This is a genomic window from Streptomyces sp. ActVer (assembly GCF_027270795.1).
GTDB classification, from domain to species: domain Bacteria; phylum Actinomycetota; class Actinomycetes; order Streptomycetales; family Streptomycetaceae; genus Streptomyces; species Streptomyces umbrinus_A.
This window is the reverse complement of record NZ_JAPWHT010000322.1, coordinates 1-11,965: the sequence shown is the minus strand read 5'-3', so window position 1 is coordinate 11,965 and position 11,965 is coordinate 1. Positions and strand designations below refer to the sequence as shown.

General features: G+C 70.1%; 9 protein-coding genes and 1 pseudogene. 1 reads left to right on the top strand and 9 read right to left on the bottom strand.

The window, feature by feature from the left end:
- The 5 genes and pseudogenes from O3Q52_RS37275 to O3Q52_RS37260 all read right to left on the bottom strand — a co-directional run.
- Positions 1–3,799 (bottom strand): DNRLRE domain-containing protein (locus O3Q52_RS37275; RefSeq protein ID WP_269653038.1); only part of this gene is annotated, 3,799 nt, incomplete at its 3' end.
- A 501-nt stretch (positions 3,800–4,300) separates the two neighbouring features.
- Positions 4,301–5,110: a LysR family transcriptional regulator gene (locus O3Q52_RS54465; RefSeq protein WP_369124180.1), complete on the bottom strand. Its 810-nt coding sequence runs from the start codon at positions 5,108–5,110 to the stop codon at positions 4,301–4,303.
- A 27-nt stretch (positions 5,111–5,137) separates the two neighbouring features.
- Positions 5,138–5,278: a hypothetical protein gene (locus tag O3Q52_RS37270; RefSeq protein ID WP_269653037.1), complete on the bottom strand. Its 141-nt coding sequence runs from the start codon at positions 5,276–5,278 to the stop codon at positions 5,138–5,140.
- 362 nt (positions 5,279–5,640) lie between these two features.
- Positions 5,641–6,129 carry a DUF4158 domain-containing protein gene (locus O3Q52_RS37265; RefSeq protein ID WP_269653036.1) on the bottom strand — a complete coding sequence of 163 codons (489 nt, stop codon included), beginning with the start codon at positions 6,127–6,129 and terminating at the stop codon, positions 5,641–5,643.
- Positions 6,130–6,400: 271 nt separating this feature from the next.
- A pseudogene (locus O3Q52_RS37260) lies at positions 6,401–6,511 on the bottom strand (phosphate transport system regulatory protein PhoU); the annotation flags it as partial.
- 233 nt (positions 6,512–6,744) lie between these two features.
- On the opposite strand from O3Q52_RS37260, the gene O3Q52_RS37255 reads away from it, so the two are divergent.
- A complete protein-coding gene (locus O3Q52_RS37255) occupies positions 6,745–7,695 on the top strand; it encodes a cation diffusion facilitator family transporter (RefSeq protein WP_269653035.1) in 951 nt (316 codons plus the stop codon).
- 165 nt (positions 7,696–7,860) lie between these two features.
- Here O3Q52_RS37255 and O3Q52_RS37250 read toward each other — a convergent pair whose 3' ends face one another.
- From O3Q52_RS37250 to O3Q52_RS37235, 4 genes are all read right to left on the bottom strand, one after another.
- Positions 7,861–8,286 carry a universal stress protein gene (locus O3Q52_RS37250; RefSeq protein ID WP_269653034.1) on the bottom strand — a complete coding sequence of 142 codons (426 nt, stop codon included), beginning with the start codon at positions 8,284–8,286 and terminating at the stop codon, positions 7,861–7,863.
- A gap of 191 nt (positions 8,287–8,477) precedes the next feature.
- Positions 8,478–9,932, bottom strand: coding sequence for a SulP family inorganic anion transporter (locus O3Q52_RS37245; protein WP_269653033.1), 1,455 nt, complete (start codon positions 9,930–9,932; stop codon positions 8,478–8,480).
- Between the two features lie 49 nt (positions 9,933–9,981).
- Entirely contained in the window at positions 9,982–10,578 is a 597-nt protein-coding gene (locus tag O3Q52_RS37240) for a carbonic anhydrase (RefSeq protein ID WP_269653032.1), read from the bottom strand.
- Positions 10,579–11,583: 1,005 nt separating this feature from the next.
- A complete protein-coding gene (locus O3Q52_RS37235; RefSeq protein ID WP_269653031.1) occupies positions 11,584–11,754 on the bottom strand; it encodes a hypothetical protein in 171 nt (56 codons plus the stop codon).
- Between the last annotated feature and the right edge of the window lie 211 nt (positions 11,755–11,965).

The window sequence follows — 11,965 nt, the reverse complement described above, 5'->3', positions numbered from 1 at the left end:
GGCCGTCGGACGAGTACGCCGAGCGAGTCGACAGCAGTTCTGCGCGGTCGGCGGCCGTCATCTGGTCGATGCTGAGCGCCACCTGCTCCGCGAGACCGCTACCGCTGGTGGCCAGCGCCAGCTCGCGGTTGGACGCGGTCAGCTCACGCACCGTGTTGCCGAAGCGGTCGTACTCGGTCGTGGTGATGTGCCCGCCTGGGGTCCCGGTGTTCACCTCTCGCCCTGAGGCGTCGGTGTAGTCGATCGTCGCCCGCTTGTATTCGGACGCGGCCAGGTCACTTCCGGTGTTCGACAGCGGCACCGCATCCGCCGGGAAGATTGCGGTCGCGTCTGTCGGCACATCGCTCTGGCCCCAGGCCGCGGCGTCCGACGCGCCCATGGCATTCGGGGCCTTGGTACCGGACAGCGGCACGTCGTAGACCACGCTGGTGGTCGCGTTGGTGCCGTCGGTCTCGCTCTTGCTGCCCTGCTTCAGGTTCGGCCGGGACACTGACAGCAGCATGCCCGCACCGGCGGTGGCGGCGTTGCCCGCCTTGCCGTAGGTGAAGGTCCAGGCCAGTTCACCGGGCGGGGTCATGGTGGCGACGCGGCCGGCGGAGTCGTAGGTGTACGCGGTCTTCAGCACCGGGCTGATCCGCGGGTCCCACTCCTCACGCAGACGGCCGGAGTCGTCGTACGTGTATTGCGCGACCACGGTTGCGGTCGCCGTTGAGGCGCCCGGATCGGTCGCCCACACCTTGATCTGCTTGACCTGCCCGCTGTAGTCCCCGAGCGATGAGCTGGTGGCGGTGGTGGAGGCTGCGTAGACGAACTCCAGCATCCGGCAGCCCTTCGTCGACGGCGTCGTCTCGCACGTCGAGGACGACACCGCCGAGGTGGGGGCGATGACGTACTTCGGGCGGGCCAGCGTGCTGCTGCCGGAGGTCACCTTCTCCGACACCACCTTGGTGGTGGAATTGTCGGCTGGCACATAGGTGCTGGATACCTGCCAGGTCGTGGCCGCCGAATCCACCTTCGCGAACGTGGTCGTGGTGCCCCCGTCGTCCTTCAGCGTGAAGGAGCCGGTCAGCGACCCGGTCAGGGTGAGGTCCTCCGAACCGGGCTCGGGCTTCCAGCCTCCGGAGGAGGTGGCAGTGAACCCGGTCTCGGCGCCGTCCACATCGACCAGCGCCACCGAGGTCGCCGAGGTCTTGCGGAGATACGACCAGTCCGAGTCGGTGATCTCCGCCGTGGTGCCGGAGGTCCACTGCGGTCCGAAGATCGCCGCCTGGCCTTCGCTGTCCGCGCCCGCCGTCGGGCGGCGGGAGGAGGCGGTGCGCTGCACGGACAGGCCGAAGCCGGAGACATCGGTCGCGGAGAGGGTGAAGTCGCCGGTCAGCATGTTCACCGAGCCGGGGCCCACCTCCTCGCTCGGGGCGGCGCCGGCGTTGCGGTCCACGGTGATCGTGTGCGGCTGCGAGTAGGCGGTGGTGGTGCCGTCCGTGAAGGCCGCCCGGATGTCGACCGGACCATCCTCGGTGAGCGAGGTCGTCACGTTCCAGGTGAGCGCGGCGGGGCTGCCACCGGCGACCGCGAGCGGCCAGGAGCCGACGGCCGAGCCGTCGGAGGACTTGGTGACGTCCGCGACCGGCACATCGTGCCAGGAGTCCGTCTCACCGCGCCGGTACTGGTAGGTGACTCCGGTGTAGGTGGTCTTCCCCGTCGAGGTCAGGCTGACCCGGCGCGCGGCGCTGTCGCCCTGCCCCGGGGTCAGCAGTCCCGCGCCGTCACCGACACCGAACGCGTACGTCGTCGCTACAGAGGAAAGGTTTCCGCCGGAGTCGATGGTCTTCGCGTACAGCTTGTGCCAGTCCTCCCCGGGCTTGATCGTGATCGTCAGCGGGTCGCCGCCGGAACCGTCGGTGGTGTCGTACACCCGGTTCGGCACCGAGGAGTCGTCCAGACCCCAGGAGAAGCCCATGCCGTCCGTGGACGTGGTGTCCAGGGTGCAGGTCGCGCCGCTGTCGGCCTTCGCCGTCCAGGTGTTCTCGCTGTAGGGGTCGCAGCTGATGGTGGGCGCGGCGGGAAGGCCGGTGTTCATCACGAACGTCGTGTAGCCCGACCAGGACCCGTAGTCGGTGCCGTCATACCCGCGCACCCTGAACCGCAGATGCTTGGCCGCGGGCAGCGCCGAGGCGGAGGGGATGGGCAGCTGCGCCGTCGATCCCGAGGCCACCGAGGCGGAGGTGCCGGTGTAGGAGTAGGTGGTGTCCGCGTACGCCGGGTCCGCGGTGACCTCGAACTGCGCCTTCACCGTGGACCCGTCGGCGTCGGTGACCTTCGCCGACAGCGTCGGCGTCAGGGAGGTCACGTACAGCTTGCCGTTGTAGGGGTTGGCGAACTTCGGCGAGATCGCGGCCGAGGCGGTGGTGGCGTAGGAGTTGTAGGTCACCACCAGCTTCGGCGCATACCCGGAAGTGGTGTAGTTCGCCGACCGGAAGCGACGCCAGGTGGTGGAGTCGGTCTCGTCCGCGCTGCGGATCTGCAGACCGTAGTTGGTGGAGCCGTCCGCCCACGCCTGCACGATCGGCTGCAGGGTCCAGTTCGACCAGTTCGCCGGGCAGGACGAGGAGTAGCCCCAGTGCCCGGTGTTGGTCGCCATGCCGGTCGTGGTGGTCGACGGCTGGGCACCCCACGTGATCGAGGAGGACGACCAGGTGGAGGTGATGCGGCGGGCCTGCGTGGCCGCACCGGACGTGGAGCAGGTCGCCGAGTAGTAGTTGTACAGCGACATCGTGGCCGCGGTGATGTGCTTGCCGGCGAACTTCGACACGTCGAACTTCAGATACGAGCGCGCCACATCCGCACCGGCGTCGTACGTGCCCGACTTCAGCTCCTGGGAGGAGACCTGCGAGTCGGGGTAGTCCGGGTTCTGCACCCAGGTGTCGGTGGTCACCGCGAGGGTTGTGGTCGGATCGACCGTCACTGGGTAGGTCGCGGTGGCGAGGAAGTCGGTGTCGGGGGTGAGGACGAGGGTCTGCGAGCCGCCGGAGGCGGTCTCGATCCTCGTGGTCACCCGCTCCTGGCGGGCGGACTCACCGGAGGCGGGGTCCTTGGAGGCGTCCCACAGCATCGGGGCCGGGGCCTCGGCGACCAGGTCCCCGTCGGTGTTCTTCAGCAGCAGGTGCCCGGAGTCTGCCTGGGACAGCTTCAGCCCGTCCAGGTTCAGCGGAATCCGGTACGTCACCGCGTCACCGTCGGGCCGCTGCGTCAGCTCGATGTTCTCCGAAAAGCCCTGCGCCAGCGCCGTCACGGACAGGCTCTGCCCGCTGCCCAGGTTGTACGAGGCGGTGTTGTCCTTCACCGACGGGGCAGGCAGCTTGTCCTCCCACCCCAGCCCGAAGGATTCCTTGCCCTTGGTCACCGATGCCAGCCTGGTGTCGCCGCCGTCGGAGACCTCAATGTCCGCGACCGTCGCAGCCGGCGTCAGCTCGGCGCCGGTGTCGGACAGCGAGGTGTCGATGTCCTTCCACACCCCGTCCCGCTTCACCCGCACCGGACCGCCATACGCCACCGTCTCCAGTTCCCCGCTGGGCAGTGCGTACGTCGTCGTGTCGGCGGTCCGCGCCGACAACACCTCGATCTTCCGGTCCTGCAGACGGGCCATCAGCACCGCAGACGCCTCGTCCTGCGCCTCCGCAGGCCCCGACGTGGCGGCGGCCACAGTTGACGCAGACTCGGATACTGTGGCGGTCGTGCCCGCCGCGAACGCCAGCCCGGTGTCTTCCGACACCAGGGCGGCCTCGACCGCGAACAGCATTGCCACACCGATGGCTATCCGTCGCAGTCTCCGCGACTGATGAGCCTGTCTCTTCCTCGATCTGCCATGGGCCACAGGTGTGTGACGCATGATCAGCTCCCTCCCTGAAAACCCTTGAGGGTTCAAATGAAACGGGGCTGATCTTCACAGGAGGCATAGGCTACTGCCGCAAGAGTTTCAACTTTCCCTCACGCTAAACCCAAGGAGGCGTCAAGAGAGAGAGGAGATTCCTTTGCTCCCACCCCTTCCGACCACCCTTATTGTGCGCATTGGACACTTTGACTCCCACACCGTCTGCCATGGCGTCGCAAATGGGTTCCCCGGGGCACCTCAAAGATTTTCCCAAGAGATGAAGGAAGAAGAGGATCAATCGTGAAGGTCTGGGCGTCGGGCGCCGTCCCCGCGCCCCACAGCGGAGTCGCTCACCTACGAGCGCCGCGGACAGTGCACCCCCGAAGAAGCCCCACCCAGTGACGAAGACACCCATCCCTAGCGTGCTGGTCACCGGTCTCCGCCTCGGCGGAATTGCGCGGCCTCCCCGCAAGCAGCGGGAGGCTCGTTTGACCACACCGTCCGATCCGCCCCTCCTGCCTCTCTCGATCTGATCACGCTCGTTGCCGAACGCGTCTCACAGTCCTCGTCCTTGCGCCCTTCGCCTTCGTGGACAACGAGCTGCTCTACGCACGGCAGGGCGACGGTCACGACCTTCTCTCCGAAGTCGGTGAGTCGCATCCGGTGCCCGTGCTGGCCGCGCACCAGGAGCTGCCCTTGGAGATCCCGCTCGAGTTGCTGGATCTGCGGAGTCAGAGTGGAGGGGGAGATGCCAGCGTCGCGGCAGTAGGCCGCCAGAGTCGGGTAGGCCACGGCCTGCAGGAACCTGAGCAGTCGGCGGCAGCCGGGGAACGTTCGTACCGCGGGCCGCAGGAGCAGAGGGAAGCCGTCCACGCCCGGGGCGTCAACGGGGCGAGGCCGGGCTTTGCGTCCCTTCTTGCGCAGGCGGTGTCCGGTCGCGCGGTGCCAGGTCTGCCGGGGCTGGTCAGCCAGGGTGTGAGCCCAGCTCTCGACGGCCCGGACGGCTTCTTGGCCGAGCGCGGTGAGTTCCAGCTTCCGGCCTCGGCCCGCGCGGATCAGCAGCGGGCCACCGAGGTCCTCCTCCAGACGCTTGAGCTGGATGGTGAGCGTTGCAGACGCGCAGCCGGCGGATCGCGTAGGAGTTGCCCAGAGCCGGCCGGAGCACTTTCGGCGCCGAAGCGAACTCCTGCCGCGGGGCCTTCGGCTGGCGGTTGTTCCGAATCGGGATGCCGCATTCACGTGCTCGGGCGGCCACAGCTGTTCCGCTCATGCCGGTTTCCCGAGTGCGGATTCGTCCTCGGGCTCCTCGACGGGGCGGGGCAGGTCGCGTCTTCCAGAGCCGACCACCGTGGCCAACCCCTGGCGCAGCATGTGGCGCTCGGACAACGGCTCCGTCAGGTCCGTCACGAATTGCTGGCACCACAACAACCGCAGCACCGCGCTTCTCACCCGCCAGTCCGGGTGACATCCCCCCGAACACCCCTCCGGCGCTGAAGGAGCTGTTCTCCCAGCCAACACGCCTCCGCCGGCGACACGAGCCGCGCTACTGGCAGGTGGCCGACCAGGGGCTCAACGAGAACGCCGCGAAGAGACTCGACCAGGAACTTCACGCTCCGGCAGCAGGACCTCGACACGGCCGCCAGGCGGCGGGCGCAGAAGCGTCCCTGAGCGCCCTCCGCGCCTCGGCAAGCCGCTAACAGGGCTGCCTTCCAGCGTCGGCAAACGGTGGGGATCGACGGGCCTACTTGCCGGTTAATCGTCCTCTGGTGTCAGATGGCGTCAGAAATAGGAGTCCGGGGCCCCTCAGGCACAGTGGGCGCGTTGGACGAGGCCCGGGTGGAGGCGATGGGGCGCTCGTTGCCTGACCAGCAGCGGTCCCACAGCCAGCGGGCCAGTTTCCACCAGGCGTCACCCTTCAGATCCCGGTAGCCGTAGGCGTCCTTGATGGTGCCTTGGTGGTCCCAGCGGGTGCGCTCGGCGCCGTACCCGGCGAGCACCGACGGGGAGTGGCCGAGCTGGTCGGTGACGTACTCGACGACGTCAGCGGGCGCGTGTTCAGGGTTGTCCAGGAAGGTGCCCAGTAACCGTACCGTGCCGAGCTGGACGGCGTGGCCGAGCTGTGACCTCGCGCCCCGGCAGGTCATCGCCCGCCGCCGCGCGTCGCGGTCGAGGAGGAAGTAGCCGGCCAGCTGCCCGTCGTCCGGTACGGCGGTGAACGTGCCCGTAGTCGCGGCCTGTTCGTCGGTCAGGAATGCCACCCGTCCTGCCTCTCCCCTTTGGTTTTCCCCGTGCCGTGACGGCGCTCACTGCAAGTCAGATGATCAGTGGGTGTGGTGGCGGGGGCTTGTCGGTGCGGGCGGTCGAGTGCGGTCCGGTGCCAGCCGACGGTGCGGAGGCGTTCGAGGAGTTCGCTAACGCCCGCGGTGTGCGGCGACAGCTCCGGCTCAAGGTCGCGGACCATCGTCACGTACCGGGGCGCGTTGATCGGGCTGGCCAGGTCTAGGGAGCGGGCGGCGGTCGCTGCGGCGATACGCCGTGCCTCCAGCGGCCGCTGAGCAGGTCCTGGAAGAGCATGCGGTGCAGCTCGTCCATCCGGTCGTCGTCCTGCTCCAGATGGAGGGCGTTACCGACGTCCTTGGTGGTGCGGCGTCCAGGCCAGGTGACAACGACCGTTTGCCGACACTTCCGAAGGCGGTGGCGCGCGGCGCCTGGCTGGTTCAGGCTGGGAGGAGCCGAGAGTACTGTCTTTGCGGTGCGGTCCGGTTTGGACGGGTCGGCGGATCTTGTGGTTGTACTGCGTCGAGCAGGCCGTCGCCCCCGGGGGGTTCGGCACTGGATCGACTCGACTGGCACCGGGGAAGGGCTCGAGGACCATGGCGCACGATCACGCAGGGGGCTCCTCCGCACCTGGCATACCCGGCGGTGACGGGCATGCGCACGGGCCGCGGATCGGCAGTGCGGGCGGACGCCACCAGAAGCCGCTGGCCATCGCGTTTGCGCTGACCGCGGCGTACGCGCTGGTGGAGGTCGTCGGGGGCGTCGTCACCGGTTCCCTCGCGCTGATCAGCGATGCGGCGCACATGGGCACCGACGTGCTGGGGCTGGGGCTCGCCCTGGCCGCCATCAAGCTGGCCAAGCGTCCGGCGGCGGGCCAGCGCACCTACGGCACCTACCGGCTGGAGGTGCTGGCCGCGGTCATCAACGGTCTGCTGCTGTTCGGTGTCGCCTTCTACGTGCTCTACGAGGCGGTGCAGCGCTTCCGGGACCCGCCGGAGGTCCTCGGGGTGCCGATGCTGGTGGTCGCCGTGGTCGGCCTCCTGGTCAACGTCGTCTCCTTCCGGCTGCTCACCGCCGGCGCCAAGGAGAGCCTCAACGTCAAGGGTGCCTACCTGGAGGTGCTCTCCGACATGCTCGGCTCGGTCGGGGTCATCATCGGCGCGGTCGTGATCACGGTCACCGGTTTCCGGTACATCGACGCCATCGTCGCGGCTGCCATCGGGCTGTTCATCCTGCCGCGGACCTGGCAGCTCATGCGCCAGGCCCTGCGCATCCTCATGGAGGTGGCGCCTCCCGGCGTCGATGTGGAGGCAGCCGCCCGGGAGCTGGCCGCGGTCCCCGGGGTGCGCGAGGTGCACGATCTGCACATCTGGACGCTCACCAGCGGCATGGAGGCGGCCACCGCGCATGTGGTGATCGGGGACGGTGCCGACTGGCACGCCGTGCTGGACCGCACCCGGCAGATCCTCGCCGAGGGATACGGCGTCACCCACCCCACGATCCAGATCGAGCCCGCCGAGCACGTCGAGGAGCCGGCGGGCTTCTGACGCCCCTTGCGGACAGTGGCCGCGAGCCCCGGCTCCCGCCGATGTCGGTGCCCGAGTTGATCTGCTGACCCTGCAGGCGGACAGGCGGACAGGCGGACAGGCGGAGGGGCGGCATGCGGGACGGCCTGTTCCGGGCGGCTCACCGGGTGCTGGGGGCGGGCGCGGTCAGGTGTGGACGATGACGATGGGACAGGGTGCGTGCTGGGCGCACTGATGGCTGACCGAGCCCAGAAGCAGGCTGGTGAAGCCGCCGCGGCCGCGGGGGCCGACGACGAGGAGGTCGGCGCCTCGGGCGGCCTCGATCAGTGCGGGGGCGGGCGGGCCCTCGACGACGCGGCGTTCGATGTCGGCATCCTCGATGCCCGCGGTGTGCCCGAGGGCGGCTTCGAGGGTCTGCTCGGCCGCCCGCTGGAGCGGTTCGCGGACCGCTGCTTCGGTGGCGAGGCGGGCGATCTCGCTGCCGTGATAGGGGGAGGACCAGGCGTGGACGACCCGCAGTGTCGCCACGCGCAGGCGGGTCTCGTCGACGGCCCAGTGCAGGGCCTTGAGCGAGGCCGGCGAGCCGTCGACACCCACGACGATGACGGCCATGGGGCGCCTCCCTTCTCGGCGGGGATACAACGAGCGATCCGGCTCCCCCGGCTCCGTGAGATCCCCCGGGCCGCAGGGGGCTGGAGTCGATTGTCTCCGATATGACCGTCGCGGTCCTGCGGTGGCACCGCCCCACCCGGGGTGGGGTGCGGCGGCGCCACCGGTTGTGCAGGAGGCGGGGGCCCGGCGTGTCAGGGCAGGGCCGGGGTCATCCGTACGGGTTCGGTGCCCTCGGCGTTGTGCCGTTCGGCCCAGGTGATCAGGGCGGTACGGCAGGCGTGGTCGAGGTGGTGCAGCCCGGACAGGTCCAGCTCGACGGGCCGGTCCTTGGGCAGTGCTTCCAGGTCGTCCAGTATTTTCGGCAGGCGCAGGAAGGTCGCGTGGCCCGACAGGTACGCCTGGACGGGGCCTGCGCCCTTGTCTATCACCTCCAGCTTGATGTGCGAGGTCTCCCAGGCAACCTTGACCACGGCCAGGCCGAGGCCGATGAGGACACCCTCGAACATGCTGACGGTGACGATGGCCACGGCGGTGGCCGCGAGGATCAGGGCCTCCCCGCGGTGTTCGCGCCACAGCGCGGGGAAGTGCTTGACGGGCAGGAGTTTGACGCCGGCGTGGACCAGGACGCCGGCGAGCGCGGCGATGGGGATGAGCGCGAGGACGGCCGGCAGCAGGGCGGCGAACAGCAGCAGCCACAGCCCGTGCAGGACCCGGGACGCCTTGGTCTTGGCGCCGGCCTGGACGTTGGTGGCGCTGCGGACGATGACCGCGGTCATCGGCAGGGCACCGAGAGCACCGCAGACGATGTTGCCCGCGCCCTGGGCCATCAGTTCCTTGTCGTAGTCGGTGCGCGGGCCCGCGTGCATGCGGTCCACGGCTGCCGCGCTGAACAGCGACTCGGCGGAGGCGATGAGGGTGAAGGCGAGCACGGTGCCGAGCAGGCCGGGGCCGAGCCCGCCGAGCGCTTCGGTGCCGGGCGGCTGGATCGAGTCGATCAGGCCGCGGACCTCGACCGTCTTCACCGACAGGTTCAGCAGCCAGGTCGCGCCGGTGGCCAGGGCCACGGCCACCAGCGCGCCGGGCACCACCCGCACCTTGGCGGGCAGGCGCTGCCACAGCAGCATCACCGCGACAGTGCCCGCGCCGAGCGCGAAGGAGGGCCACAGCGTGGTGGAGGTGAAGAGGTCACCGGCCAGGCCGGGCAGGCCGGTGATCTTGCCGATGCCCGATGCGGGGGCTGCCACGCCTGCCATGGAGTACAGCTGACCGGCGATGATGACCAGGCCGATGCCGGCGAGCATGCCCTCCACCACGGCGATGGAGATGCCGCGGAACCAGCGCCCGCATTTCAGGGCGCCCAGCACCAGCTGGAGCAGGCCCGCGGCCAGGACGATCACGCCGAGGGCGGGCAGTCCGTAGGTCTGGACGGCTTCGTAGACGAGGACGGTCAATCCGGCGGCGGGTCCGCTGACCTGGAGGCTGCTGCCGGGCAGCAGGCCGGTGATCAGGCCGCCGACGATGCCGGTGACCAGGCCGAGTTCGGCCGGCACGCCGGAGGCGACGGCGACGCCCACGCACAGCGGGAGGGCGACGAGGAAGACGACGAGGGAGGCGGCGACGTCACGCCGCAGGATGGCGGGATTCATGGGGGGTCCTTGGCGAGTGTGGGGGCCAGGGTTTCGGGTCGTGCGGGGTTTACAGCGGCAGGAACGCGTTGTCCTGCGGCCGGTGCTCGCACACCAGCCCGGTGTGGATTTCGTAGAACCAGCCGTGCAGCCGCAGCCGGCCCTCGGCCAGCCGGCGGGCGATGCCCGGATAGCCGCGCAGCCGCTCCAGCTGCTCCAGGACGTGGCGCTGCACCGGGCCGGCGAATTCCGCGGCAGGTTCCTCACCGGTGCTGCCGTCCTGCAGGGAGGGGGAGGCCGCGTGGGCCAGCCAGCCCTTCACGGCGGGGACGGCCGTGAGGTCCTCGCCGCGTACCACAGCGCCGACCGCCCCGCAGTGGGAGTGGCCGCACACCACGATGTCGGCAACCTGGAGGACCTCGACGGCGTACTCGATGGTGGCCGCCTCACCCGACGGGCGCTGAAGGCAGTAGGGGGGAACGATGTTGCCCGCGGTGCGCATCTCGAACAGCTCGCCCGGCCCGGCACCGGTGATCAGGGAGGGGACGACGCGTGAGTCGGAGCAGGTGATGAACAGGGCCTGCGGCTGCTGGCCGGCGGCCAGCCGGCCGAGTTCCCCGGCGGCCTGCTGGTGGAAGGAACGGGCGTGGTCGATCAGGGATCGCATGTCAGGTACCTCCTGCGCCCCCGGCAGGGGGCGTCGATGTGATGGATGGGGATGCCGCGGGCCCTGGAGGGAAGCGGCGGGCAGCATGAGGCCGCCCGGCGCGGGGTGGGCGAAGGGGACGCCGCACCGCCTGCAGGGGTTCGCAGAAAAAGGGTTGGGATGGTGAGACGGGGTTCCGTTCCTCACACCGCGGACGGCCCGACCGGACGGTCAGTGGCGGACATGCCCGGCCTTCGCGGGTGACGATTCACCTTCGAGCACGCGGGCACGGGGCACGCCTCACAGCCGCTTGAGAATCAGCGGCACTCCAGGAGCGGACACGACTCCAGCAGGAGCGGGGCGTGGAACGGGGCCTGACTGTCAGCAGCGGAAGACCTGCAGCAGGGCTGGTGAAACGGGTGGCGGCTGTCCGACCGGCTCGTACGGCACCCGCCGGCAGGGCCTGCAGTCGCACGGCGCCGCCGACGCGCACCCCGCCGTGGGAGCAGCCGGCTCGGAATGATCGGCCGGGGGGCTGTTCTCACGGACTCGCGCCCAGTGCCCGGCAGCCTCCTCCGGCCGGGAGGAGCCCTCGCACAGCTGCGCTTCGTAAGCGGCAGCTCCGCGGCCCTGAGGCGCACGTTCATGTGAAGGCGTCGCGGCAGCGGCATGGGAGAAGAACAGCACCGCCAGGACAGCGGCCAGCAGCGCCGCGACAGCGCGCACCGCATACCTGCTCCCTGACACTCCCTGCCCTCCCTTCCGGCGCGCCCCATCACTCAGCGGCGCGGTCGAAGATCCTCGCACAGCCGTCGATCAGTCCGACGATCCACTGTCGGCAACAGTTCCAGCCCGGATGTAAACAGCGCGTTACGAGCAGCCGGCGGGCGGCAGGAGCCGACCGAAACCGGCCAGCGTCTCGCGACCAGCCACTTCCTGCCTGCGCCGGGCGAAGACGGTGGGCGAGTCGCCCGTCGGCGGCCCGCCCGGCCCCCGCACCGGCCACCGACCGATGCCACCTGCTTCTCAGGCCGCGGGGGCGCAGTGTTCGCAGCGGGTCTCCTCCCGCGCGGCCTGCTGCTCGGGGGCCGGTGTGACGGGCTTTTCGGCGGGCCGGGGTTCGCGGGCGTCGGAGCCGGTGCGCAGGGCGGTCGCGCGCACCAGGGCGGCGATGACGGCGTAAGGGTCGCTAGACATGGTTCTCCTGCTGGACGTGGGGGGGGGTGCCCGGGCTGCGGGGGCCGGCCCCCGCAGTGCGCGTGGGGCGGCCTGGCCCGCTCAGCAGCGTAGGATCTGCCGCGAAACGGCCGGAAGGCCGCCATCCGGGACCGTGCCGAGCTCCAGGGAGCGTGTGTGGCCGGCCGCGTCGAGCGGCGGCAGCGCCGCCGCGACGGGGGAGGCCGCCGGT